The organism is Pseudomonas sp. CC120222-01a (assembly GCF_003097235.1).
Taxonomy (GTDB): domain Bacteria; phylum Pseudomonadota; class Gammaproteobacteria; order Pseudomonadales; family Pseudomonadaceae; genus Aquipseudomonas.
In genome coordinates this window covers 1-23,110 of record NZ_QEQQ01000024.1, presented here as the reverse complement: position 1 = coordinate 23,110, position 23,110 = coordinate 1, and the positions used below count along the sequence as shown (strand labels likewise).

Annotated in this window: 25 protein-coding genes and 2 pseudogenes; 5 read left to right on the top strand and 22 right to left on the bottom strand. The window is 59.0% G+C overall.

Annotation, left to right across the window (positions count from 1 at the left end; genetic code table 11):
* Positions 1-2: 2 nt before the first annotated feature.
* The 11 genes from N430_RS23955 to N430_RS23905 form a co-directional block, all read right to left on the bottom strand.
* Positions 3-422 (bottom strand): integrating conjugative element protein, encoded by a 420-nt coding sequence (locus N430_RS23955; protein ID WP_110639325.1) that lies wholly within the window; start codon positions 420-422, stop codon positions 3-5.
* Positions 419-973, bottom strand: a complete 555-nt coding sequence (locus tag N430_RS23950; RefSeq protein ID WP_110639326.1) for a transglycosylase — start codon at positions 971-973, stop codon at positions 419-421. Before N430_RS23950 ends, N430_RS23955 begins: the two co-directional genes overlap by 4 nt.
* On the bottom strand, positions 955-1,644 hold the full coding sequence (locus tag N430_RS23945; protein ID WP_371922794.1) for a TIGR03759 family integrating conjugative element protein: 690 nt from the start codon (positions 1,642-1,644) through the stop codon (positions 955-957). Before N430_RS23945 ends, N430_RS23950 begins: the two co-directional genes overlap by 19 nt.
* A 40-nt stretch (positions 1,645-1,684) precedes the next feature.
* Positions 1,685-2,353, bottom strand: coding sequence for a hypothetical protein (locus N430_RS23940; RefSeq protein WP_110639328.1), 669 nt, complete (start codon positions 2,351-2,353; stop codon positions 1,685-1,687).
* Positions 2,350-2,859 carry a PilL N-terminal domain-containing protein gene (locus N430_RS23935; protein ID WP_110639329.1) on the bottom strand — a complete coding sequence of 170 codons (510 nt, stop codon included), beginning with the start codon at positions 2,857-2,859 and terminating at the stop codon, positions 2,350-2,352. Before N430_RS23935 ends, N430_RS23940 begins: the two co-directional genes overlap by 4 nt.
* A 130-nt stretch (positions 2,860-2,989) precedes the next feature.
* A complete protein-coding gene (locus N430_RS23930; protein ID WP_110639330.1) occupies positions 2,990-3,706 on the bottom strand; it encodes a hypothetical protein in 717 nt (238 codons plus the stop codon).
* A 64-nt stretch (positions 3,707-3,770) separates the two neighbouring features.
* Positions 3,771-4,265, bottom strand: coding sequence for a JAB domain-containing protein (locus tag N430_RS23925; protein ID WP_110639331.1), 495 nt, complete (start codon positions 4,263-4,265; stop codon positions 3,771-3,773).
* 65 nt (positions 4,266-4,330) lie between these two features.
* Entirely contained in the window at positions 4,331-4,588 is a 258-nt protein-coding gene (locus N430_RS23920; RefSeq protein WP_104961214.1) for a hypothetical protein, read from the bottom strand.
* Positions 4,589-4,655: 67 nt separating this feature from the next.
* Positions 4,656-5,201, bottom strand: a complete 546-nt coding sequence (locus tag N430_RS23915; protein WP_110639332.1) for an STY4534 family ICE replication protein — start codon at positions 5,199-5,201, stop codon at positions 4,656-4,658.
* Positions 5,202-5,944: 743 nt separating this feature from the next.
* Positions 5,945-7,912 carry a DNA topoisomerase III gene (locus N430_RS23910; RefSeq protein ID WP_110639333.1) on the bottom strand — a complete coding sequence of 656 codons (1,968 nt, stop codon included), beginning with the start codon at positions 7,910-7,912 and terminating at the stop codon, positions 5,945-5,947.
* Between the two features lie 109 nt (positions 7,913-8,021).
* Entirely contained in the window at positions 8,022-8,366 is a 345-nt protein-coding gene (locus N430_RS23905; protein WP_110639334.1) for a helix-turn-helix domain-containing protein, read from the bottom strand.
* A 199-nt stretch (positions 8,367-8,565) separates the two neighbouring features.
* Here N430_RS23905 and N430_RS23900 point away from each other — a divergent pair, with 199 nt between their 5' ends.
* Complete coding sequence (locus N430_RS23900) at positions 8,566-8,733, top strand: hypothetical protein (protein WP_256592178.1); 168 nt, start codon at positions 8,566-8,568, stop codon at positions 8,731-8,733.
* 92 nt (positions 8,734-8,825) lie between these two features.
* Here the strand turns inward: N430_RS23900 and N430_RS23895 are convergent, their stop codons facing one another.
* From N430_RS23895 to N430_RS23850, 10 genes are all read right to left on the bottom strand, one after another.
* A complete protein-coding gene (locus N430_RS23895) occupies positions 8,826-9,254 on the bottom strand; it encodes a single-stranded DNA-binding protein (protein WP_110639336.1) in 429 nt (142 codons plus the stop codon).
* Positions 9,255-9,259: 5 nt separating this feature from the next.
* A complete protein-coding gene (locus N430_RS23890; protein WP_110639337.1) occupies positions 9,260-9,754 on the bottom strand; it encodes a DUF3158 family protein in 495 nt (164 codons plus the stop codon).
* Positions 9,751-10,524, bottom strand: coding sequence for a PFL_4669 family integrating conjugative element protein (locus N430_RS23885; RefSeq protein ID WP_110639338.1), 774 nt, complete (start codon positions 10,522-10,524; stop codon positions 9,751-9,753). The genes N430_RS23890 and N430_RS23885 overlap by 4 nt, the downstream gene beginning before the upstream one ends.
* A gap of 152 nt (positions 10,525-10,676) precedes the next feature.
* Positions 10,677-11,894 (bottom strand): STY4528 family pathogenicity island replication protein, encoded by a 1,218-nt coding sequence (locus tag N430_RS23880; protein ID WP_110639339.1) that lies wholly within the window; start codon positions 11,892-11,894, stop codon positions 10,677-10,679.
* Positions 11,888-12,439 (bottom strand): DUF2857 domain-containing protein, encoded by a 552-nt coding sequence (locus tag N430_RS23875; RefSeq protein WP_019098991.1) that lies wholly within the window; start codon positions 12,437-12,439, stop codon positions 11,888-11,890. Before N430_RS23875 ends, N430_RS23880 begins: the two co-directional genes overlap by 7 nt.
* 16 nt (positions 12,440-12,455) lie before the next feature.
* Positions 12,456-13,997: a ParB family protein gene (locus N430_RS23870; RefSeq protein ID WP_110639340.1), complete on the bottom strand. Its 1,542-nt coding sequence runs from the start codon at positions 13,995-13,997 to the stop codon at positions 12,456-12,458.
* Between the two features lie 15 nt (positions 13,998-14,012).
* Positions 14,013-14,891 (bottom strand): ParA family protein, encoded by an 879-nt coding sequence (locus N430_RS23865; protein ID WP_110639341.1) that lies wholly within the window; start codon positions 14,889-14,891, stop codon positions 14,013-14,015.
* A gap of 3 nt (positions 14,892-14,894) precedes the next feature.
* The gene (locus tag N430_RS23860; RefSeq protein WP_110639342.1) at positions 14,895-15,110 is read right to left on the bottom strand and encodes an AlpA family transcriptional regulator; all 216 of its coding nucleotides are present in this window, start codon (positions 15,108-15,110) and stop codon (positions 14,895-14,897) included.
* Positions 15,111-15,223: 113 nt separating this feature from the next.
* Positions 15,224-15,961 (bottom strand): hypothetical protein, encoded by a 738-nt coding sequence (locus N430_RS23855; protein WP_110639343.1) that lies wholly within the window; start codon positions 15,959-15,961, stop codon positions 15,224-15,226.
* A gap of 566 nt (positions 15,962-16,527) precedes the next feature.
* Entirely contained in the window at positions 16,528-17,379 is an 852-nt protein-coding gene (locus tag N430_RS23850; protein ID WP_110639344.1) for a nitroreductase family protein, read from the bottom strand.
* A 129-nt stretch (positions 17,380-17,508) separates the two neighbouring features.
* Here N430_RS23850 and N430_RS23845 point away from each other — a divergent pair, with 129 nt between their 5' ends.
* The 4 genes and pseudogenes from N430_RS23845 to N430_RS23830 all read left to right on the top strand — a co-directional run.
* Positions 17,509-18,405: a LysR family transcriptional regulator gene (locus N430_RS23845; RefSeq protein ID WP_110639345.1), complete on the top strand. Its 897-nt coding sequence runs from the start codon at positions 17,509-17,511 to the stop codon at positions 18,403-18,405.
* 191 nt (positions 18,406-18,596) lie between these two features.
* Positions 18,597-20,030 (top strand): MFS transporter, encoded by a 1,434-nt coding sequence (locus tag N430_RS23840; protein WP_110639346.1) that lies wholly within the window; start codon positions 18,597-18,599, stop codon positions 20,028-20,030.
* A gap of 752 nt (positions 20,031-20,782) precedes the next feature.
* On the top strand, positions 20,783-22,465 hold the full coding sequence (locus N430_RS23835) for an amidase (protein WP_256592177.1): 1,683 nt from the start codon (positions 20,783-20,785) through the stop codon (positions 22,463-22,465).
* 141 nt (positions 22,466-22,606) lie between these two features.
* Positions 22,607-22,843 (top strand): annotated as a pseudogene (locus tag N430_RS23830) (TonB-dependent siderophore receptor); the annotation flags it as partial.
* Positions 22,844-22,873: 30 nt separating this feature from the next.
* Here the strand turns inward: N430_RS23830 and N430_RS23825 are convergent.
* Positions 22,874-23,110, bottom strand: a pseudogene (locus N430_RS23825) (FCD domain-containing protein); the annotation flags it as partial.

Here is a 23,110-nt window from a genome sequence, read left to right as displayed (position 1 = left end):
CCTCACTGTTCCAGGCCGGTGGGCGTGATCAGCACCGGGTAGTGCTCCAGCTCCAACCGCTCGGCGATGTCGTCACCACTGACTGGCCAGATAGTCAGCCCAGGCGCTGCCGTCTGGATGCGACGCAGCGCCTGTACATCGTCTACCTCGACCGCTAATCCGTTGGCGCCTAAGTCTTGTAGCGCCTGGGCGTGTCGCGACAGCCACTCCAGGGAAGCCGCGTCCTGCCCAACCAGAAATAGCGGCGTCATGCTGGGAAGGCTCAATGCCCTGGGCGGCACGATTCCGGGCGAGAGGCGAGCGCTGCGCACCGGCAGCACCCAGTTCAGCGTGGTGGGGGCGGGCAGACTGCTGGAATCAGCGCTTGCGGCAAACGACAGCCACGGAAAGAGGGCCAGGGCCACCAAGCGCAAGCAACTCATGGCTGTGTCCGTCCGGGTGCCGTCGCGATGGGCTGGACACGCTGCCAGTGACGGGTGAACTGATGGCGATAGCGCGCTGCCGGAGGACCACCGGCAGGCCGGTGATAGCGGCCGGCGGCGACAACCCAGTCACCAGTGTCGGCATAGTGCGCGCGCAACAGCTCGGCGGTGACCGCGAGGTTGGCGCGGGGATCGAGGGCATCGCAGGGGCTGGGGTAGCGGTCGGGGTGATATCCCAGGTTGGTCTGTCCCAGCCCGACATCAATGCGCTTGGGATCGTGGCGGCTGAGCGCCTCCCTCAGTGCGGTACACGCCTCATCGCGTCGGGCAAACCGCAGCGGTGACCCCGCGACATTCAAGGTCCAGGGCCAAGGCATGAGCTGCCCGCGCAGCGGCGTGCCACTTTCCTGCAAGGCAATGGCGAACAGCACCGAGGCGGGGATACCGGCATGCGCGGCCGCCGATTGATACGCCGGCGGCGGCAAAACACCTGCGTGAGCGGTGCTGGCGCCGACCATCGCCAGGGCTAGGATCAGTCGATGCGCTGCCATTTTCCGTCCACCTGCTGATAGCGGGCTGGCAGGGGCCGGCTGGCGCCCAGGGCAAACCAGCGGCCGCGGTCATGGTTCAAGGTGACCTGGCCGCCGCTGACCTGTGAGGCGGTAATGCCTGCAGCCTGCGCCCATTGGCGCAATCGCGCGTCGTTGCCTTGGCTGCCGACCAGGTACACATCCAGCCGGGCCCCGGCCTTCAGCCATTGCTGAAGGCTGGTCACGCAGGCGGCGCATTTGTCTCCCACGAACAGCGCCGTGCGGCTGCTGCTCGAGGGGCTGGCATCGTCGCTCATTCCCTGCACGGGCTGCAGACCCGGAAACAGCCGCGCCCAGGCAGCGGTGTAGGCTTTCTGGTAGGCCAGTTCGCGCTCGGCACGCCTGGCTTCCAGACGGACCTGCAGCTCTGCGTAGCGTTGCCGCTCCTGATCCGAGTTGGCCTCGACGCCCAGGGTGGTGAGCGGGTCAAGTTGCGGAGACCAGTAATGGCGGGGGCCGGTCTGCAGGCGCTCAAACGTGGCCCATTCGTCATCCGTCAGGCCCCAGGCCTTGGCCTGGTCTGCTGCAGACGCCTGCCGTGCCAGCGGCGACTGTTCGCTCAACTGCACCTGAGCGTCGACATGCTTAACGACACTCGAGCCCTGATCGGCGAACACGTAAGCCGGTAGCAGGATGAGCGCAACCGCGGAAAACCTATCCACGTTCACCTCCTCATGGGATGGGCAGGGTCCGATCGCCGTGGCCGGGGACGTAGAACACGGCCTGGTCCTCGCGAATCTCCCGCAGTTGCCAGCCGTTCAAGCTGTCACCGGGCTGGAGCAGGTGCACGGTGGATAGTGCGTGGGCGCCGGCAGGCAGGGCGGCCACGAACCGGATGCTGCCGCGCGTCTCAATACCCTGCAGGGTGAAGGGCGGCTGCGGTGCCTTGGCTTTTGATTTTTCGCTGACGGGGGCAGTTGGGGACGCAGCGGCGGCCGGCACCCTAGGGGCGCTCGACAGTTTCTCGAGCACCACTTCTGCCGCGCCGATGCGATGGTCCAAGGCGCTCAAATCGGCGCTACTCGGCCCTGGCTGTCCCGCTTGCAGGACCCTGATGGAAGCCGTCAGCTCGTCGAGTTGCTGGCCGAGCGTTGCCTGTGCCCTGGTGTGCTGGTGCTGGGCGTCTTTCAGGGCCGCGACTTGAGGCGACAGCGTGGACAGCGTTGTGCGCAATTCACCGATGTCGCGACGCAGTGACGGGCTGGGGTCGGCTGGCGCATTGCGTGCGGCGCTCTGCAGCTCGGCCAGTTGCTGGTGCTGGTTGTAGGTTTCAGCCGCGAGGACGGCAGCACCCAGGCACAGGGCGCCGATCACCAAGGCCTGAAAGTGGTGAACCTTCATGGTGCGATCTCCAGTGTCGAAAAGGGTGGTTCGGGCGGGGGAAGGCGCAGGGCGTAACACACGCTCCGCTCGACCGGATCAATGTCGAGTCGCCAGGCGGGGCCGCCAATGATGGCCAAGGCATCCAGCAGCGAGATCGGTCCGAGGTCGTGATGGACGGCAGGCAAGGGTCGACGAAACAACCGAGCTACAGCGGGGCTTTCGGGGCAGAGGGAGAAGCCGGAGAGCTGCAGCACGTGGTGCAGCGCTTCACCGACCGTCGCGTGCAGCGCGGGTGCGATCTGGACGTTGATCAGCTGATACAGCGGTTGGCGCTGCTCCAGCGTTGGCCGGGTGCTGGCCAGGGTGTAGCGGTCCTGTCGGACCCAGGCGGGTAGAGGGGACTTTGGCTTGGCCGCTGGGGGCGGGGCGGGTGCGGGTGGTGCAGGGGTGTGCACCGGTGGCGGCGTGCTGCAGCCCAGCAACGTGAGCATCAGTCCGAGCGTGAAGAGCGTGGGGGTATGCATGACCAGGTCTCGACAAAAGATGCCGTCACCTTGGCGAAAAGCCAGCGCGCGCCCCCACTGAAAAATCGAATCTCGCCGACTGAATTATGCTGGCGCAACCATGAAAAAGGCGCCCGGAGGCGCCTTGAGGTCAATCGTCGGTGAACATGGGTAACTCGGAAAGTGGCGTTGCATCGGGGTCGAAGATCAGCAGGCGGGTGTCGGCCTCACCGGCCAGTAACAGCAGGCGCAGCAGCACCGGTGGCACGTGATCTGCGCGCAGACGTGCAGTCACTTCCTCGGTGCTGCAGTAGCTGCCGCCCGCGGCAATGTTTTTGAGCCAGGGCGTCGAGTACAGCTTGCAGCCCACCGCGTTGTTGCTGCTCAGCTCGAAGCACTCGAAGAAACCCGACGGTGAACGACACCAGGCGCACACCTGCAGGAACTCGAACTCATCTGCTGGTAGGTGCGCACTGCTGATCTCCCAGCTGCGGCTGTAGTGCCCAGTGGCGAAGGACAGTTGCTCAATCAAGTCCTGTGCAGCTTCCTCGCTGGGGAGGTCGCTGACGTGCTTCCGGCGGCCATGATGCAGGCCTGTGACCTGGTAGAGCACCTGGCTGACGGTGCCGTCTGCAGGGCACTGCATGCGGACAAACTCGGGCACGCTTTCGCCGTCAGTAATCACCGCGAAGTCATCATCGAACAGGCACGGCTGGAAATTGATGCCGTCATCCGGCAGGTCATGCAGCGCAGGGTGAAGGGATCGGTAGCAGGGCGGGCAATCGTCAGCGTAGCTGATCTGCACCACGCGTTCGTAGCTCAGGTCCTGGAAGCCGCGGAGGAATGGATTGCGAAGAGGAGTGGACATTATGGCGCTCCAAAATGCGAAGGTCACCCCGTACAGGCGGTGACCCTTCAAGTGGTGGGGATGGTCAGATCCAGCCGTAATCAGCCAGCGATAGCGGCGTGCCTTCACCCACGATGATGTGGTCCAGCACACGCACCTCAACCAAGGCCAAGGCCTCGATCAGGCGGTTGGTGAGCACCCGATCGGCGCCGCTCGGTTCCGAACAGCCGGAGGGGTGGTTGTGGCTGAAGATCACCGCAGCAGCGTTGTGCTCGAGTGCTTTAACGACGACCTGGCGCGGATACACGGAGGCGCCGTCGATGCTGCCAGTGAAGAGGATGTCGAAGCTGAGCACTCGATGCTGTGAGTCCAGGCAGAGCAGCGCAAACACCTCATGGTGATAGGGTGCGAGCTGCAGTTTCAGATAGGACGCTGCATCGCACGGCGTGATCAGTTGCTCGCCGCGCTGGAAGTAACGTTGATCCAGCACTTCCAGTGCTTCGGTTAGCAGCGCATCCTCGCGGGCACGCTGGGCCAATGTAGGGTCGAGACGCTCGACCCGGTTTTGGGCAATGTTCATGGCAATTCCTCGTGGGAGACGGAGCGCCCCCTGGGGGAGTGCCCCAGGCAAATGAGAGAGGTGAGTCACAGACGTGTAAAACGATGACGGGCACCGTGCAGCGGGTTATGGCAGCCCTCGCACGGGTGGGTGGAAAAGGCCTGAATGCCTGCGCCAGTGTGCGGATCGAAATCGGCGCTTAGGGGCAGCAAGGCCTGCAGTTCGTTGCGCATAAGAGTGATGCGTTGTTCTACTTCAGCCTCGCTGTAGTAGAGCGACAGCGCGCTGAAGTCGTCGTAGGCAACCGCCTGCAGGCAGTCCTCACAGAGCCAGAAGCTTTCCATGGCGACCTCGGACGTGAATGAGCAACAGGCGCTCTTGGGAGCGCCAGTTGCTGGTGGTCAAACTGCCTCAGGCAGACTGATGGGCTGTGGTGGGTTTGCGCGCGGCGGTCGGAGTTGGCTGACCTTGATCGGAGTCAGCGTCAGTGTCTGCCTTATCTCCATCCGTCTCCGCGTGCTCAGTTCCCTCAGCAGCGGCGACAGCGTCGGAGCGGGCGGGCGCACGGTAGCTGAACTGGCCATCGACCTTGATCCACTCGATAAAGATCAGGCGGCCTTTGAGGCTGGCGCCGGGTTGCCCCTTGCGTTCGCCTTTCTCGTACAGGAACGGATCGACCCAAAGATCGCCGATGCGAAACGCGATGAGTACCTTGCGTTCCGCGCGGACGTCTTCCAGGTGCTCACGGATCAGCCGGTCGGCTTCACCGCTGGCGACCTTGCAATCGAAGCGGGTGTACTCGACGTCGTCCGAGGCACCGTGCAAGGCCGCGATGTCACAGGCCATGAAGGCTTGTCCACGGCGGACCGGGACTTCGCGAACACGGTTGAGGTAACCGATGCCTTGGGTGTGGAGGTTGAAGTAGGTGGTGGGGGCGTTATTGCTTGCAGTAGTCATGGTGGAGCTCCTGTTCAGCAGAAACGCGGATATCCACCGGCCCTGGCGGCTGGTGAGTTCCGCAAGGGAGAGGTGCAAAAACGTGATCGGTGTGGCGGGCGCTCATCATCGATGGGGCGATGACCGTGCGAGCTGCCGAGCGCGAGTCGCACTTGGGGAGAACCACCCGAAGCGGGCGCAGCCTTGAAGGTCCTGGCTGCCTGGGGGCTGTCAACGACAGCGGCGTGCAACTCATCTATAAAACGCTGCCAAAGGCGCGTCAACCGAGGAATGTAGGCGGTCTGGCGGAGCGGAAGCGGGTGGTCCTTAGTGGATTTTCAGCGGCGAAAAAATAGCCCGACGGTCATCAGGCTAAGAAGAGTTGGACCACCTTTGACCCGGCGATGTGGCACCGGAGTTCGTCGCTAAATCTCCGCTGCCGATCCACCTGGATCAACCGACCCTTGTCGTGGCCTGGGTCGGAATCAACTGGCACGCATCCGCGCACAAAAGGTGCCCAGTATTTCGCCGGCGGGCACCGGGGCTGAGCATCGTCGCCGAAGCGGATGACCCGTGCAGCCTAATGCAAAGCTGCACGGGTCATCCGCCGAGAGGACTTGGAACGCTGAGAAGGCATCCGAAGAAGCAGTGAGGGTGGCTCCGAACTCAACGAGTCTGACCGAACTGCCCGGAGCGAATCGGTCTGGGGTCGCCAAGCGGCGAGGGGCCTGATCACTACACCAGCGCTGTGGTGTGCCGTCAAGTCATGCGTTTTTCGCCCGCTTGGGTCTCGCCACCGGCTTGGTACCCTTGCATTCCGGGTAGCGGATGCAGGACCAGAAGCTGCCGCTGCGACCTTTGCGCTGGCGCATGGCGCTGCGGCACACCGGACAGAAGGGACCCTTGCTGGGTGGTGTGCGCAGGGTGAGCGAGGCGTTACTGCGCACCAACCGGGTCAGCCACTCGGCTTGCTTGGCGAGAAAATTCTCGACGCTCAACTGGCCCGATTCGATGCGATCCAGTGCCTGTTCCCACAGCGCCGTCAGCACCGGATCGGCCACTTCCGGTGGCACCGCTTCGATCAAGGTGTGGGCCGCGGCCGAGGCGGCCAGGCTGCGTTTTTTCTTGATCAGATACCCATGGTCGATCAGGCCCTGGATGATCGCCGCGCGGGTGGCTTCGGTACCGAGGCCGCAACTGTCCTTGAGTTTCTGCTTGAGCCGCGGGTCGTTCACCTGGTTGGCGATAGTCTTCATCGCCTTGACCAGAGTACCTTCGGTGTAGGCTTTCGGCGGCTGCGTGCGCTGGGCAATGGCAGCAGCGTCCGTCAACGCCACCGAAGCGGATTCGCGGAGTGTGGGCAGGCGTTGAGTCTGTTCGCCGGGCTCATTGCCGTGGGTTTCGTTGATCACCGCTTTCCAGCCGCGGGCTAGGATCTGCTTGCCGCGCGCAAGCAGCGGGTCGGCCTGGCACTGCAGCAGCACCTGGGTCTTCAGGTACTCATGCTCAGGGAGAAACTGGGCGAGGTAACGGGCACGGATCAGCGCATAGACCGCCCGTTCAGGTTCGGAAAGCTGTGTGAGGTCAAGGGTAATCGCGGTAGGAATGATACCGTGGTGCGCGGTGATCTTGCTGGTGTTCCAGGCACGGGAGCGACGGCAGGGGTCGATCCCCTTAATCGCCTGCCCTAGTGAAGGGCTGGCGGCGACCAGGGCATGGAGTATGCGCGGCACGTCATCGAGCATGGTCTCGGGCAGGTAGCCGCAATCGGTCCGCGGGTAAGTCGTGGCTTTGTGGGTTTCGTACAGGGCCTGGGCGATCCCCAAGGTTTCCTGGGCACCGAGCCCGATTTTGGCCGAGCAGACCTCCTGCAGCGTGCCCAGGTCAAATGGTAATGGCGGGCCTTCGCGGACCTGCTCAACCTCGATGGTCTGAACGCGCGCCGTCGTCTGTTGGCAAAGGCGCAGCGCGGCTTGCTTAGCGGCCGCTTCATCGAGGCAGCGGCCAGCGTCATCGCCGACCGTCGCGGGAGGTTGCCACTGAGCTTTGAAACTGACGCCGTCAGCCTCCAGCTGAGCGTCAACTCTCCAGAAGGGTTGCGGCACAAAGCTCGCGATTGCCCGGTCGCGCTCGACCACCAGGCGCAAGGTCGGGGTCTGCACGCGACCCACCGGCAACAGTCCATCAAAGCCGGCGCGGCGGCCGAGCAGGGTGAACAGTCGGCTCAGGTTGATGCCTACCAGCCAGTCCGCGCGGGATCGGGCCAGCGCACAGTGATACAGCGGCAAGGTCTGTTCACCCGGACGCAAGCAGGCCAGCGCCCGGCGAATCGAAGATTCATCCAGGGCGGACAGCCATAGGCGCAGGATCGGCCCCTGGTACTGACAGCGCTCGAGAATCTCCCGGGCGATCATCTCACCCTCGCGATCCGCATCGGTGGCGATGACCACTTCGGCGCACGTGCGCAGCAGCTGACTGATCACCTTCAACTGGCTGGCGACCTTTGGCTTGGGCACCAGCTGCCAGCGGGTGGGAATGATCGGCAGATCGTCCAAAGACCAGCGTTTGTAATCGCCATAGGCGTCTGGTGGGGCGGTTTCCAACAGGTGGCCAACACACCAGGTGACGGTGACATGCTGGCCCTGTAGGCAGCCATCGCCCCGCCGGTTGGCCTGTAGCACCCGGGCGATGTCGCGTGCTTGGGATGGTTTCTCGCAAATGAACAGGCGCATACGCGGACCCTCTCGGTGGCTACCGACAGGGTGGGGGTATGGATGAGGAACGCTAGGGAAAAGCCGAAGTTGGCCAGATCAGTTCGCCAGTACAGCGGCTGGCTAGACGTTACTTGCGTTGCGCGAGATGGCTCGCCAGGGTCTGCAGAAACTCCAAGGCGAACTGCTTATCGGCATCGCCCAGCTCCTTGAGGATCGAGGTGATCTGCTGACCCTGGTCCTGGGGGCGAGGGCTGATGGCCAAGAGCAGCTCGTCGGCCGGGCAGCCGTACAAGTCAGCCAGCTGCAGCAGCTTTGTCACGGAGAGCTCGACCAGGCCACGCTCGAGGCGCGACACGGCCTCGCCGGTAATGCCAAGATGCTCGCCGACCTGCTCCTGGGTCAGGCCACGGTCGCGACGGTACCTCTGCAGCTGGCGGCCAATGTGATGTGGGCTAGGCTCTTTGACGGGCAACGGGGCGCTCTCCAATTCGACCCATATGGTTGACTACCCACCCATAGACATGAACGACTCAAAGAGTTGACTGACAACCTTATGAGGCGTATCACCAAAAATAAGTGTATGACCGACCCGTCCACACGGAGGCATCAACTTGCACGGATCACACCAGAGCGAGGCAGATAAGTTAGCGATCAAGGCTTACGAGTTGTTCATGGCCACCCATCTGGAACCCGACAACCCGCGAGTGCGAGCCGAGTTGATCGCCTGGGTGCAGGAAGACCCGGCTCACTGGCGGGCATTCCTTGCCCTGGACCAGTGCCTGGCAGAAGTGAAGCAGTTGCTGGAGAGTGGGCGGCGTGGGAGAGCCCGGCGAAGTTGAACGTGCTACAAGGTGCAATACTGCCCGCCGGGTGAGCGGCGTAGTCCCTGCGAAATCGCGCAGTGACCGGTGGTTCCACTGAGTTCCATAGGTCACCCGGTTTTGCGCGGGGCTTTCTTGCCGCCGCCTTTACCATTGGCGCTGGGTTTGTCCTGGGCTTTCTCACGCATGGTCACGGAGGCCAGGCGGTGCGGCAAGATGCCAATGCGCCGCGCTTCGACCTTGAAGGTCACCCGCGCGTTGTCTTCGCTGTCCTCCCATTCCTCCTTGACCGTGCGGCCCTCGACCAGGACGCGCATGCCTTTCTGGAACAGCGTGCTCCAGTGTTCGGCATCGCGGTGCCAGAGCTCGACGGGCGCCCAATACCCCCCGCGGTCCTCGTAACCGCTCTCGCGTGGGACCGGGTTGTCGAAATAGACGTTGAGCCGCAGCAGGCGCCGCGGTTCATCCGGGTTGGTGTTGAACTCCTGAAACTCGGGGACGCTGCCGATGTTGCCTTCACCAACAAACAAAGTACTCATGCGGATTACTCCTCGGTGGGGGAACGGGAAAGGGCGAGCTCAGCGGCCTGGAGCTTGCTGACACCGGTAATGGCTTGGCGATACAGCGACTGCAGGCTGCTCATCTGAAGGTTCAGCACCACGCGGTTGGTCTCCAGCTGGTAGAGCGCCTGCCGCAGCTCAGGGTGCAGATGCGGCTGAACCACCGTCTCCTGCCACACCTGTACGCCCATGCGCTGAAAGTCCGGGCTGCGCCAGCGCAGGAAATCGGTGCCCGTCGCGCTGTGCTGCACGACTAATCGCAGGTCCAGCAACGTGAAGGGTGGTTGCGCCATGATCGCCAGCATCACGGCCATCAACTCGGCGACCTGGGTGCGCAGGCGCAGGATCGACTCGGCGAACTGCTGCAGCTCCCCCTTACCCTTAAAAGGCTTTAAAAGGCCTTTTAGGGAGGCACCTTGTGCGAGCTCGCGATAGGCATCTGCTGACAACCGTCGGGCAATCGCATCGGCAAGGGTCATGGCTCACTCCCATCGGAGGGTTGATCCGGTGTCGGGAGGGCTTCGGCCTCTGGTTGAATCGATTGATCTGGATCACCCAGCTCATCGGGAGTCGGGGCGCTAGTGCCTCGTGTGATCGGTGGGGCGAATTGGGAGCGGTGGCTGCCCTCGAGCACTTTGCGCGGGGGCGTGCCGAACTTGTCGATAGCTTCACGGGCGCGAGCATTGTTGGCGGCCATGTCATCCCGGCTCACGCCCGCCAGGCGATAGCGCTGGGCCACACCGAACAGGCTGCGCAGCTCGTGGGCGCCGCGATCGATCCAGGTTTCCATGTCAGGACGACCGATCAACGCGGTGTGGTGGGCGAGCAATACGCGGCGCACCAGGGTGTCGTAGTCGGTCAGCAGGTAGACCGCGAGAAAGCCGAGCTGGCTGCCGATGAACAGCGGCAGGGTGACCGGGTGGATGTTGAGGTTTTCGCCGATATCGATCTGGGTGGGCAGGGCGCGCTCCACTCGACTGACCTGTTTGGTCAGCGCGCGCATTTCGGCCTTGGCCTGCAGCAGCTTGTCCTCCAGTTGCAGCATGAACCAGTCGGCAAACGGATCATCCTGGCTGCTGGCATGCTTGAGCAGGTTGGTAACGCCGATATAGCCGGCCATGCCCATGATCGGGTGCACCCCTTCGCGGCCCATGCGGCCTTGCCACAGCCGCGCCGCGTGATGGGTGTGCAGGGTGAGGGTGATGCTGCTGCGCAGTGAGCCCAGGTTGAGCTGGTAGTGATCGGCCATCGCCAGTTACCTCCCCGTCGGAATGACGCCGACGATGGGCTGATCCTTGGCATTGGACGCGGATCAACGCGAAGCTGACTTGCTCGCATTTTCAGGCGGTGGACGTCCCTGGATTTGATGGCATTGGCATCAAGTCCACTGAGTTCCACTCTCTAGGTCGCTGTGCCGATGCCGCGGCAACGTTGTTTGAGTTCCTCCAGGCAGGAAAGGGCGAGGGGGGAGGCGGTGCGCTGACCACTGCGCTTGGTTCGCTCGGCGGGTGGCTCTGGGAGTGTGAGACTCGGTTTGCGCGACGGCGCGGTCGTGGAGGCTGTGGTCTCTGTGCGAGCCGCCCACAGCGTGAATTCGCCTTGGCAGGCGCGCTTGATCAAGCCCATCAGGTAGGCGACCGGTTTTCGGATCTCGCCGCGGGCGCAGCGCACCGCGGCTTCATTGATCACTGCTTGTTGCTGCTCGGGTTCGAGCTGGCGCATTGCCTGGGTGGCCATGCGCCGCTCGTTCGCATTCAGCGGTAAATCCTCCGGCCAACGTGCCCTGCCAAATTCGACCTGCGCCAGTACCGTACTTTTTTTGCTTTGGTCTTTCTGTACTGTACGGCCGGCGTCGGCATTCCGAACCACAGCCGAAACCGGCGCATTGCTGCAGGGTTCGGGATCGGTGGCCGAAGGCTGAGAATTCCGAATAGGGTGGCGCTGGCCTGGTTCGGAGTTTTCTGCATCCGCCCCTTGGTTCATTAACGCCAGTGCACCCTGCTGCGGTGGCGGCAATGAGCCGAGCCTGTCCTTGTCAATCTGAGCCACCTGCGGGTCGGCCTGGATTTCTTCGATCACATGCTGTGTTACATCACGCACTCCCTTGGTGGCGTGGCTGAGGTTCTGGTGCAGGAGTGCTACGTAGCCGCCATCCAGTTCTAGCTGCTCGGCTGGGGTCAATGGATCTCCGTGCAGGACATAGACGCACCCGCGCAGGCAGCCCTGGGCATCACGCGAGCGGTCGACCAAGCTCAGCCAGCGGGTGGTGCGCAGGACGTTGAGTGCGCGGGCGATGGTCTCGCGCGATGCCTGGTTGCCGCAGGGGCTGGTTGCCAGATATGGCTGCAGGTCCTCATACTTTGGCGTTTTGACTTGGCGTTCGGTGATCAGCCAGCGCAGCACCTGCCACGTGTTGCGCTCCAGCGGGGTCAGTCGACGATCAAAGAGTAATGCGTGCGGCAACGGATTGTTGTCGCCGTAGTAGATCGTGCGTAGTGCTGGCTCCCCAGCAGCGGCTGATTGTCGGGCCTGTGCCGCTTGCCACTCATTGCGGCGGCGAAGGGCTTCGTAGCATTGGCGCACGACATCCTGCCAGTCAACGTCGTAGAAGCTCAGCATGGCGTTCCTCCGTACAGCTCGATTTGCTGCCAGACCAGGGTCAGGCTGATGTGTTGTTCCTCAGCCAGCATCATCATGGTATCCAGTGGGTCGTTGTCGGGATCTTCGGTGCGCAACTGGCTCCAGCGATTCCAGACGGCATGTTCCTGAGCTTCGCTGAGCTGAACGGGCCGGCCGCGATGGGTCTCGATTTTCAGCACGCGACGGCGCAGCGCCGTTTCCGAGTGGTCCAGACCAAAGCAGCGGTACATGATGTTGGAGCTGGCCCCGAGCTTGAGCGCACGGTTGATCAAGCGTTCGTTCTGCTCGTCACGTTCGGCCTGGACAATCAGCCGGCGCAACACGGTGATATCGACCTTGACCTCAACCCAGGCGATCGAAGAGTGCGCCAGGTGAGACAGGGTGGTCGGCGGCAATGATTGCAGGACCTCGATGTCTTCGTCGGCCAGGCCCAGCGCTTTGCAGCGCTGCAGGCGGCCATGGCGCAGTTCATGCAGCACCTGATTCAACATCGCATGGTTCAACAGATTGAAGGTCGTGCTCATGAGGTGGCTCCTCACGTTAACGAGTGGACGACAGTGTCAGCTCGATCAACTGCCGGGCGTGGCGAATCAGGGAGTACAGCTGCTCCAACTGGGCATCGGGCAGACGCTCAAGGCCCACGGTCAGAGCAGGGCGTTCGGCGAAGGGCAGGTCGTAGGCGCCTATCAACAACTGGCCAAATAGCGCGGCCGGTAGCTGCTGGCGTTGTTGCCAGGTCACGTCGTCCTGCAGGCGCAGCACTGCGGAAAGCAACAGCTGAATGCCGGTGTGCCGGGGACTGAGGTCTTCGCCGTGTTCGAGCGTGAGGGTGAAACCCAAGCCGTCGTTGTGCGGGCAGACCATGGCACTGGCATCAGCATACGTGGCTAAGTCCGTCGCCAGCGCGGCACACCGCTCACGCAAGGCATTGATGTCATCCAGAGTTGGGGCAGAGGATGAGAGCGAGCCCGCAGGTGATTCGCTGATCGCAACGATTATTGGCGGGGCCGCGACAAGCGGCTCGTCACCACTCAACGCCTCGCGGATAGTGGGTAGGCGGAGCTCCGGGCTTGTTGAACTGTAATCGGTGCTGCTCTCCGGGTCCGCTACGGGCAGCTCACGGGCAGTTTCTGGCGTGTCCTTGATGGCAGCTGATGGCGGAGAGGACTCGGCGTGTGTCTCCTGCTTGAGCGCCTGAGGCATGTCCGCAGGAGGTGATGAGCGTCGAGGATCCTGATGCATCTCCAATGCAAGCAAGCGAGGTGTTTGCTTCAAGAAGACTGCCATTCTGGCAATCAGCTCGTCCTGCAGCTCACTCGAATCTAGCTCGGGCTTTTCACTGTCAAACGCAGACAGCACTTCAAACCACAGCAGCGCGAAGTGTTGGGGATCCCCCAGATGCTGGTTCCAGATCGTCTCCGCCCGGCGTCTCAAATTGATAAGGCGTCCAATGGCGGGTTTGCCCAGGCCTGCATATAACACCTGCGGAATGACCGGTAGCAGATGTTCAAGCGTATCGAACATGCGGCTGATATGTGATTGCGAGATCGGGTAACCGCCCTGGCTCAACCGTGTGGAGAGTTCACGCTGGCTGAGGGGAGTGCCCGGCACCTGGAACATGTCTTGGAGCTTCGCCACCGCGAGGGCACGCTCGATGAACGTGAGCTGGCCATGCAGATCGCTCTCGGCTAGGTGCCCGAGCAATGCATGCGACTCGGATTGCCAGGGGCGGAACAGGCAGTGGATGCGAAAGAAGCGCTCGTCACGGGTTTCCTGCCAGAGCTCGCCAAGGATACTTAAGCGTGTGTTGCCGCCGTTGCGAATGATGAAGTGCGGCTCATTCGGGCGGCGGGTAATCGCAGGCGGCTGGTCCAGTCCACGTTCGCGGATCGACGCCTTGATCTGGTCATACAGGGGATTGCGGACGACCCGCGGGTTGAGCTCGTAAGGGCGCAGTTGTTCGAGGCTGACCACTATGGGTGTGTCGCCGACTGGCGCCGGTGAAGCCTCACGGCCAGGCTTCTGCGGAAAGTACGATTGCTCCAGTTGACGGGTGATGTCTTCGGACGTTGGCGGCTTCATCACTTATCCCCCCAGTCAGCCGCGACGGCGCAGTCGGCGGCCGAGAACTGGCGATTCGCCGGGTTTATGCGCGCTTGAGGCGACCACCCGCTCAGCCCACTGCGGGAACAATTCGACTGCGAGGGCGCGCATGACTTCCGCGGCGCAAGGGCTACGACTGCCAGGCGGCGGTGTGTATTCGACACGGTGGGCAGGTAGCCCCAGCGAGGCGGCATTGGTGTAGGCCACACGGTCGGGAATCACCGTGGTGCAGATACTGATATGGGGATCGTCCTTGAAGGAGGCTTGTAGGCTCTGCATGATCAAGCGGGTGTCACGACGGTTGGCATTAACCTGGTTGAGCAGCAGCTTCACCGACGGCAAGGCAACACCCAAGTAGCGATACGGTTCCAACTCGTCAAACAGCCCCAGCGTGCCCCGGCGCAGCTCGCGCGCGGCGAGCATTTCCGGTGGGACCGGGCACAGGGCGCAATCGGAGGCGAGGATGACCATCTCCACGACCACGCTGCGTGCACCTTGAGTATCGATGATCAGCACATCGTAGTAATCCTCAAAGGCCGGCAGCAGGTTGCGCAGGCGCAGACGACCATCGGCCGCGTGTAGCAGCAGGGGGCTGATGTGCCCAGCGCGATCGTTGGACACGATCAGATCCAGGTGTTGGATCACGGTGGCGGAAATCACCTGCTCAGGTGCCGTGAGCCGCTGCGCGATGAGCTCGTAACTGCCAGCCTCTCGGGTTTCGCGCAAGGCGTAGTAGCTGGACAGCGTGGGTTGACTGTCGAGATCAAGCAGCAGGATACGAAGACCGGCATCGGCGAGCAGACCGCCGAGGTTCGCGGCGACGGTGGTCTTGCCCGCGCCGCCCTTGGTCGAGATCAGCGAGAGAACGTCCATGATTCAGTCTCCGCTGGAGAGTCGGTCCTGGACCCACTGTTCAATCTCTAGTGAGTCCCAACCGACGGCACGAGTGCCGATGCGCCGGCACTGCGGGAACTGGCCGGCCTTCATCAGGTTGTAGATGTGCGAACGCTTGAAGCCGGTTTTCTGCTCCACTTCATCGCGGCGCATGATGTGGCGGTCAGTTGGCAGAAGGGTAGGGCTAGTCGGTTGCATGATGTCACTCCGTAGCACCGGGTGGCGCGTAGTGGGATGTGACAGTCAGTGAAGGCCGGTAACGGGCGAAAATCATTGCCAGGCAATGCTCGGCATTGCCTGGCTATACAACGTCAGCCCCGCAGGACTTGGGCCAAATGACGGCGAGCGTCGGCAAATCTCCGATCAATGGTGTGTTTGCTCAGGCCACCCATTCCCGGAAAACGCATGGTAATGGCCTCAACCAGTGCTGTCTGACTTGGGTATATCGACTGACGCTGGCCGCTTTTCGATTTACCCAGTGTGACCTCCAGTACGGCACCGACGAGCAGATTGTGCGTACCTTCGGACAGCTCGGAGGGAATCCCGCAGGCCTCAAGTCGCGCTGAAAGCTCATTGTTTAGTTTGATGAGTGCGGTCATTTCATCGGTGGTAGTTTTGAGTTCTTCCTGCAGACTTTTGATGATGCGCTCTGACGCTTGGAGATCTGCTTGCTGAACCAAATGCGCGTTCAAGCTGATGCATTCCGCATGATTCAAATTCGAAGAAAACAGGAACGCGGGCTTCTGATCTGGGAAGTTGCGTAAGAACCAAACCAGCAGGTCGGCACGTCGAATGCAGCAGTACTCACGATGCACATGGTTGGCTAATGTGACAGGGTACCCAAGATAGGTTGCGGGCAGGTCGCCACAGGTGATGGCGTCGTAGATGCACTCCGTTGATTTTTCCAGAAGCGGCCATTGAGGAAAGCGCTTGAGTAGGCTGCCGGGTAGAGAGAGGTCGACACGCAGGATTTCAGCTTCGTAGTCTACGAGGTCACACCAAAGGATTGCGGCCTCGATAGGGTGGTATGAGCTTCTGATTGAGATCATGGCACACAGCCTCCTGCTGCGTTCATCCTAGAATCGCTGGCAATGGCTCTCCCAAGCCGCTGTCAAACGAGCCAATGAACCCTTATATTGGATCCAATTAAGTTGACACTTAGAATGCCATTTGGTTTCGTTGCGAGATGCTGAATGTCACAAAGCATGGTGTGACTTTAAGTGATATAAAAATCGCGTTTTGTTATATGGGTTTTCAATTTCAAGCGCTGGGGCCTGAAGCGTGTAAGTCTACCGTGGGTACGGGGCTTGCCTAAGGGTTGAGGGTCGTTTGCATTATCAAGGTTATCGTTTTAGTTCCTGCTTAAGGCGTATTGTAAAAGATGTCTGTCAATTTCTTGTCAATAATCAAGTTCGATAATTTGATCGATTTCAGGTCCGTCCGTGGGTAAGTAATGCTTGCATCAAGTTTTAATGGTAAACACTTTTGATGCAAGCAGTCTTCTTGAGCTTCTGCGAAAAGTCCAGCTCAACTAGCTAGGTGGTCTAGTGATGAATAGCTGGTCACGAATCGGGCGAGTTTGTGGGTTGTCTTATTTAATGGCTTTGGCCAGACGTTAGCGAAGTTTAAATCCGCGAGCTATTACAGTTTCACGTAGGTTTTCGCGACCACCCATGTAGCTCATGCTAGTAGCACCCTCATGTACCGCACCTCGCCAAGTTTTTGGCTTCATTTCCTGTTTGGTACGGAATGCAAGGCAAGCGTCCTCGTACCCGTCTACGTACTCTCGATAGCGGCCTTGTTCATAGCTATTGTGATGCAGGACGACGGGCTGAGCAGGGCGGGGACGAATGCTGCTGGTTCGTGTTGTGTCCGGATGCCCTACTGCCATACCAAAGGTCACGAAGCTGTTGCTCGGCAGATTTACGATCTCGGCAACCTCTTTCGCAGCGTTGCGCATCACTCCCAGATAGACGATACCGAGTCCTATGGATTCCGCAGCAAGCGAAGCGTTCTGGGCAGCCAGGGTAGCGTCAATCGAAGCCATGAGGAACGAGTCGAGGTATTCCAATACCACTGGTTCGCTACCTTGTTCACGAGTGATCTCTGCGTTTCGAGATAGATCTGCAACCCACAACAGAAGCACGGGGGCCTCTTCGATCCACGGGATGCGATCTGTTGGGACGGTGCGCGCGATGGTGTTCGACAATTTCTGTTTTAGCTCCCGATCCGTGACTGCGACAACGCTCCATTGATTAAAGCCTGAGGAGTTTGATGCTGACTGAGCACTGGCCACCATCGTCTCGAGCGCACCGTCAGGTAGTGCGTCAGGGAGGAATGTCCGAACTGATTTATGGCTCAGCATCGCCTCTACCTGAGGTGTCCAAATGATATTGGTCGGCTTCTGCTGATTCGCTCCATAGCGTTGTTCTAGCAGTGCAGCTTTGGTATCGACAAAAGCAGTCATTTAGGGGCTCCAGGAATGTATAAGGGGTGATCGTAGACTAGCGAGAAATCTGCTCCGAATAATCCCGAATTTTTCGCCTTCTCTTTCCATCCTGATGCACAATCACGGTAAACGACTTAGGAGCCACCCATGGATCATTTGGTTGCCATTCGCACCTTTCAGCGCATCGTGGAGACGCGGTCATTCACCAAAGCGGCTGCTCATCTGTCTATGCCTCGTTCGACAGTGAGCAAAGCAGTTAGAGATTTGGAGGAACACCTCGGCACAAAGCTCCTGCAACGTACGACCCGTTCGGTAACGCTGACGGTTGAGGGGGCTGAGTATTACCGGAGGATCAGTCAGCTGGTCGCTAAGCTGGATGAGACTGAGGGAGCTATGCGGGACATGGGCGCCGCTGCGGGGGGACGACTTCGAATCGATCTCCATTCTTCGATGGCTAATTTCGTGCTGATACCTGTTCTCGAAGAGTTTCGCGAGCGCTACCCGCATATCCAGTTAGCACTCGGAATTGGTGACCGGCCTGTGAACTTGATAGAGGAGGGAGTTGACTGCGTTATTCGAGCGGGTAAGTTAGCAGATTCTTCCTTAGTGGCCAAGACACTCTACCGAGATCGCCTGATCACGTGTGCGAGTCCTCAGTATCTCAAGCAGTATGGCGTACCACAAACCCCTGCCGAGCTAGAGAGCCACCATCAGGTTGTCGGCTACTTCAGCGCCGCTAATGGGGAGGTATGGCCTCTCCGCTTCCGAAACCGCGGTAGAGAGCAGCAAATTGTAAAGTTCGATATTGCTGCGAATGATAGTGCTGCTCAGATAGGCATGATCGTAAATGGTATGGGGGTCGGGCAGACGTACATGTCCGTGGCTAGCCGCTTTCTTGCAAGCGGTGAGCTTGTACCCGTTCTTGAGCAGTTCACGAGTTCGACGATGCCGATCTCGGTCATTTACCCTCCAACCAAACAGCTAAATGCCAGGTTGAGAGTTTTCTTGGATTGGTTGATCGAGCGTTTCGCCGAGTATCGCTGATGGATGGCGCTGGCTAGCTCTGTAGGGCGAGCCGTGCGTTGGTACCTAGGAGCTGTCTTCATCCACAGAGGAGGAACCTGCAAGTCAATTGTCTACCCGTATGGATTAAGTGTTCGAGTTTCGCTGGCTTATTCCATTTGCTCGAACGTTTATGCTGCGCCTTTTCTCATGTCACTAGAGGGCGGTATGCCATGCAGCTAGATTTATCGACCAGCGGGATGAGTGGACAGGTCCCGATAACTTCAACGGACTGGGGAGTGCGCACGTGGGTATTGCTCCTTTTGGTGTCCGGCGCTCTTTTTTTGGATGCTGCTGACCTTTCCATGGTAAGCGTCGCACTGCCTTCGATGGGATCCGAGCTAGGCTTGTCGACGGCCTCGCTGCAGTGGGTGGTCAACGGCTACATCCTGGGCTATGGCGGATTTTTACTTTTGGGTGGTCGAGCCTCTGACTTACTGGGGCGGCGGTCTGTCTTTTTGGTTGCAGTGGCTGCCTTTGGAGTCGCGTCAGTCGCCAGTGCGATGCTCGATGACATAGTCGGCATCGTAGTACTGAGGTTCATCAAGGGGGTGGCAGCTGGTTTTACCGTTCCTGCAGGGATGTCTATTATCGCCACCTCATTCGCTCAGGGCCCCGCACGATCTAAAGCGCTTACGATTTATGCCATCATGGGCACGCTTGGATTCGGGATGGGCCTAGTCCTTGGTGGCATTTTCACCGAGATCGGCTGGCGTGTGACCCTTTTTGCACCCGGGCCTATTTCTCTGCTGTTCTTCTTCGCAGGCCTCAAGCTGATTCCTTCGGCACAACGTCAGCGATTGTCGCTGAAGCAATTTGATCTTCTCGGCGCTATTAGCTTGACGGGAGGATTGCTGCTTCTGGTTTATACATTAGTAGAGGCTTCTGAGACAGGCTGGTTCGCGGCTCATACTCTGATCATGGGTGGAGTGAGTCTGGTGCTGTTGGTGAGTTTCGTTCTCATAGAGAAGCGGCATCCCTATCCCATGATCCGCTTAGGAATATTGAATGATCCGTCGCTGGTGCACGCAAACCTCGCTGCCGTGTTGTTAATAGGGAGCTTCATGGCGTACCAATTTGTAATGACCCTTTACCTGTCGGAGTCGCTTGGGTGGTCACCTATGATGATCGCGTTGGCGTTCCTGCCATCAAGTGCACCTGTTCCATTGCTCGCCAAGCCTCTCGCAAAGATATTTTCCTCTCTAGGCACCACTGTATCCATATGCATGGGAATGTCTCTCTTGGCGATTGGATTCTTGTTACTACTCAGGATTGAACCGGGCATGCCCTATTGGAGTTTCATGCTGCCGACGGTTCTGTGCGTTCTTGTAGGCTTCGCTCTTTGCTTCGGTGCCATCAATATCCAGGGTACGCAAGGTGTAGCTGAGAGCGAACAGGGATTGGCGTCTGGACTGGTCAACACAAGCTTGCAGATTGGAGGTGCACTGTCGCTCGCTATCGCCGCAGCGCTGCTCGGAAACATTGATTTTTCAGCAGTACGTGGGCATCTACTTCCCAATATGCACTTAGTAGCTATCACTATCACGATAATTGCATCGATTGGGGCAATTTCTTGCTTGCCTATCATCATGAGAAATAAGCGCTGATGTTAGCGTGCTCCAGGTTATGTGCGGGTGCTCTATAAGGGTTTGGATGTCCGTAGTCCTCGTTGCAGATATGCGGGGGTTGTGGATTTTACTTAGCTAGCTTGTTTGGCAATCCAGTCCGGCTCGTGTCAGTTAGAGCGAGTTTAGGACTGAGAGTGTAGTAGGTGCTGGATGGTTGAACTTGTTTGCTATTAGGAGTTTGTCGTTGAATTGGTGTTAGAGAGATCTCTAAGCTCAATCAGTTGCTGCTGTCCGGTCGCTTGGTAAGAGGCAAGTGTGTCGGTGTTTTAGGTGATTCATAAATGTATAGGTCATTGGCTGGGCTTTCAGGAAATAGTGCCTTGTTGGGCGCATGTTTTTTGATGAAAAGTTCACTTGTTTTTTGTTGTTTCCATTAAATGTTGTTCTTGGTGTGAGGTGGATTTCGTTTATAGGGTGAATGTAGTTTTCATTTTTCGTTAATAGTCTAAGGGGTTGGTGGTTTAATAAAGTTGGGACGGTCGATTTTTAAGGTTCGTTGCAGGCTTCAGGTTGTGATGGCTCAGATTGTGCATGGAACCCCTTTCCGCCTCATTTAACTGTCCATGGTCATGGATAGAGTTTTCGTCCTTTGCAGGCTTATCTGTATCTTTAATGCCTATATCTTGCCTGCGGCTCATACCTGCCTGAGGTTCTGTAGATCGAAGGGTGGTGTGGGTGTAATTCTCACATCAAGCGCCCGCGTGGCAATTATCCCTGCAAAGGAAAATTTAATGCTTAATCATCCAAGCTTGGCCATTATGCGGTGTAGCGCTCGGCCTGAAAAAATCACCATCAAGCAATGTAGTGCCATAGCTGCTGCACTATTTTTGAGCGTTGTGCCCCACGTTGGAGCGGCCCAGTTTAATGTTGTTGAACTAACCATTGATGACGTTCAGGCCGGGTTTGCTGAAAAGAAGTTCACATCGGAAGAGTTAACCAAGGCATACCTGGATCGCATTAAAATCTACGAACCGTACTACAACGCGTTCACCTCAATGAACTCAAAAGCTCTGGAGACGGCTCGTGCGATTGACAAGCGCCGTGCCTCAGGTGAGGCGCTCGGGCCGCTTGCAGGCGTGCCAGTGGTTGTGAAAGAGGCGATCGATATAGCGGGCATGCCGTCCACGGTCGGCTGGGCACCCCTCTCGAGCGCTACTGGCGGAGTAGACCTGATCCCTGAGCATGATGCTCCAGTGGTCACCAGGCTTCATCAGGCCGGTGCGATCATTCTCGGCAAGACCAATATTCCCGCTTTCAGTAACGACGCCACACGTGCCAATACCAGCTGGGACGGCCCCACTTACAACGTCGTAAATAAGGAAATCGCTCCAGGAGCGAGTTCCAGCGGCACCGCCACAGCGATCTCGGGAAATTTTGCGGTAGTGGGCCTAGCAGAAGAGACGGGTGGCTCGATTCAGAACCCGGCCAGTGCTCAGAGCTTGGTTAGTGTCAAACCTACATTTGCTCTGGTTCCAAACACTGGCGTTGCCCCACTTGCTGGATCCACCCGTGATGTCGTTGGCCCGCATGCACGAACTGTCAGGGACGCAGCGATTTTACTAGATGTCCTGGCTGGTTACTCTGCCGCGGATGCAAAAACAGTAGCAGCTATCGGCATGGTGCCGGCGAAGGGTTACACATCGAAGCTGAGCACTACGGCATTGAAGGGGGTGCGCGTGGGCTTATATGGCCCTGGCTGGAGAACCAAACCGCTTTCTAATGAAACACGAGCGCTCTATCAGAGGGCTATTCAGGAGCTGAGAGCACAGGGCGCCGTAGTCGTTGAAGATCCGTTTGCTGGAAGTAATATATCTTCACTGGCGATGCCCAATGTTGAGTATGATCCTCGTGGTACTGAGTCCCTGGCTTATGACTTCGAGCAGTATCTCCAACGACTTGGACCCAGTGCTGCTGCGCACTCTATCGAGAGCTTGAAAGCCATCCTCAAGGTCGATCCGTTCTCAAGTGAGGGTCCGCTTGGCTGGTATCCAACAGTGCTTCCTGAGTTGGCAAAATCGCTGAAAGAGCCAGCGCTTCCACCGGACCTGTCGGAGTTTTATCAGCTTCGAGAGGCATATCTTGCCGCTTATAATGGAGCGTTCAAAAAACACAATTTGGATCTCCTCGTTTACCCCCAGTCGTCAGCCGAGATCCCAACGGTGTACGAACAATCGAGATATCCAGAAACTGCGGTTTCGGAAATTAACATCATCGGTTCTCCGGGTGTAACGGTTCCTGCGGGGCAGTACAAAAATGGATCGCCGTTCGGCTTATTATTCATGGGGCCCATGTGGAGCGAGGCTGATCTATTGGGTTATGCGTATGCTTATGAGCAATCGACCCATCACCGAGTAGTTCCGGTATTGACCAAAGTCAAATCCAAGCGGCCAGATATTGCTCGTCAGGCTAACTGATGTGAGTGTACCGCGCTGTAATGTTACGGTGCGGTTCTTTTCATATTAACAGAATATTTATTTTTGGGGGAGTCTGGTTTCGGATAGAGCTTCGCGTGCAGGTGCTGCTATTTGGATGATTAGCGCGACTGGGCCTTTGGTGGTCAGGTGCGTTATTCAGGCGAGCGGGCAGGTGACGCCGCCGACTCTTATCACCTGCCTTCCTATACCGTTACCGATCTGTCGATGAAGTTCGACCTGCCAAAGATGGCGGGTGCGGACACGTCAGTGGCGTTCGGGGTGCGCAATGTGTTCGATCGCACCTACGACCCGTCTTCTGCCGTGGATGGCAGCATGCGCGTGCTGGCGGGCGAACCGCGCCGCTTCGAAATGAGGTGACGATCGAGTTTTAAACTGCGCACATGCTGCTCATGTCGAAGACTTGGCTTCATGCGCCGCTTTCAGCCTGCTGACATGGTCCAGGTGTGACCGCAGGAACTGCGCGGCTTGCTCGCGCTGACCGGACTCGATCAGGTCGAGCAGTTCGATGTGTTCTCGGCATTGCTGGATCAGCGTGGCCTGTCCACGTTGGCTTTGTAGGCCATGAAGCGGCGCAACTGATTCTGTCTGCGGATAGACTCCAGGAAGAACGGGTTGCCCGAACAG

What these genes read in the sequence shown, in the direction of transcription:
- N430_RS23955 (WP_110639325.1), bottom strand. Translation starts at nt 422, where the DNA reads ATGAGTTGCTTGCGCTTGGTGGCCCTGGCCCTCTTTCCGTGGCTGTCG.
- N430_RS23950 (WP_110639326.1), bottom strand. Translation starts at nt 973, where the DNA reads ATGGCAGCGCATCGACTGATCCTAGCCCTGGCGATGGTCGGCGCCAGC.
- N430_RS23940 (WP_110639328.1), bottom strand. Translation starts at nt 2,353, where the DNA reads ATGAAGGTTCACCACTTTCAGGCCTTGGTGATCGGCGCCCTGTGCCTG.
- N430_RS23935 (WP_110639329.1), bottom strand. Translation starts at nt 2,859, where the DNA reads ATGCATACCCCCACGCTCTTCACGCTCGGACTGATGCTCACGTTGCTG.
- N430_RS23930 (WP_110639330.1), bottom strand. Translation starts at nt 3,706, where the DNA reads ATGTCCACTCCTCTTCGCAATCCATTCCTCCGCGGCTTCCAGGACCTG.
- N430_RS23925 (WP_110639331.1), bottom strand. Translation starts at nt 4,265, where the DNA reads ATGAACATTGCCCAAAACCGGGTCGAGCGTCTCGACCCTACATTGGCC.
- N430_RS23920 (WP_104961214.1), bottom strand. Translation starts at nt 4,588, where the DNA reads ATGGAAAGCTTCTGGCTCTGTGAGGACTGCCTGCAGGCGGTTGCCTAC.
- N430_RS23915 (WP_110639332.1), bottom strand. Translation starts at nt 5,201, where the DNA reads ATGACTACTGCAAGCAATAACGCCCCCACCACCTACTTCAACCTCCAC.
- N430_RS23910 (WP_110639333.1), bottom strand. Translation starts at nt 7,912, where the DNA reads ATGCGCCTGTTCATTTGCGAGAAACCATCCCAAGCACGCGACATCGCC.
- N430_RS23900 (WP_256592178.1), top strand. Translation starts at nt 8,566, where the DNA reads ATGGCCACCCATCTGGAACCCGACAACCCGCGAGTGCGAGCCGAGTTG.
- N430_RS23895 (WP_110639336.1), bottom strand. Translation starts at nt 9,254, where the DNA reads ATGAGTACTTTGTTTGTTGGTGAAGGCAACATCGGCAGCGTCCCCGAG.
- N430_RS23890 (WP_110639337.1), bottom strand. Translation starts at nt 9,754, where the DNA reads ATGACCCTTGCCGATGCGATTGCCCGACGGTTGTCAGCAGATGCCTAT.
- N430_RS23885 (WP_110639338.1), bottom strand. Translation starts at nt 10,524, where the DNA reads ATGGCCGATCACTACCAGCTCAACCTGGGCTCACTGCGCAGCAGCATC.
- N430_RS23880 (WP_110639339.1), bottom strand. Translation starts at nt 11,894, where the DNA reads ATGCTGAGCTTCTACGACGTTGACTGGCAGGATGTCGTGCGCCAATGC.
- N430_RS23875 (WP_019098991.1), bottom strand. Translation starts at nt 12,439, where the DNA reads ATGAGCACGACCTTCAATCTGTTGAACCATGCGATGTTGAATCAGGTG.
- N430_RS23870 (WP_110639340.1), bottom strand. Translation starts at nt 13,997, where the DNA reads ATGAAGCCGCCAACGTCCGAAGACATCACCCGTCAACTGGAGCAATCG.
- N430_RS23865 (WP_110639341.1), bottom strand. Translation starts at nt 14,891, where the DNA reads ATGGACGTTCTCTCGCTGATCTCGACCAAGGGCGGCGCGGGCAAGACC.
- N430_RS23860 (WP_110639342.1), bottom strand. Translation starts at nt 15,110, where the DNA reads ATGCAACCGACTAGCCCTACCCTTCTGCCAACTGACCGCCACATCATG.
- N430_RS23855 (WP_110639343.1), bottom strand. Translation starts at nt 15,961, where the DNA reads ATGATCTCAATCAGAAGCTCATACCACCCTATCGAGGCCGCAATCCTT.
- N430_RS23850 (WP_110639344.1), bottom strand. Translation starts at nt 17,379, where the DNA reads ATGACTGCTTTTGTCGATACCAAAGCTGCACTGCTAGAACAACGCTAT.
- N430_RS23845 (WP_110639345.1), top strand. Translation starts at nt 17,509, where the DNA reads ATGGATCATTTGGTTGCCATTCGCACCTTTCAGCGCATCGTGGAGACG.
- N430_RS23840 (WP_110639346.1), top strand. Translation starts at nt 18,597, where the DNA reads ATGCAGCTAGATTTATCGACCAGCGGGATGAGTGGACAGGTCCCGATA.
- N430_RS23835 (WP_256592177.1), top strand. Translation starts at nt 20,783, where the DNA reads ATGCTTAATCATCCAAGCTTGGCCATTATGCGGTGTAGCGCTCGGCCT.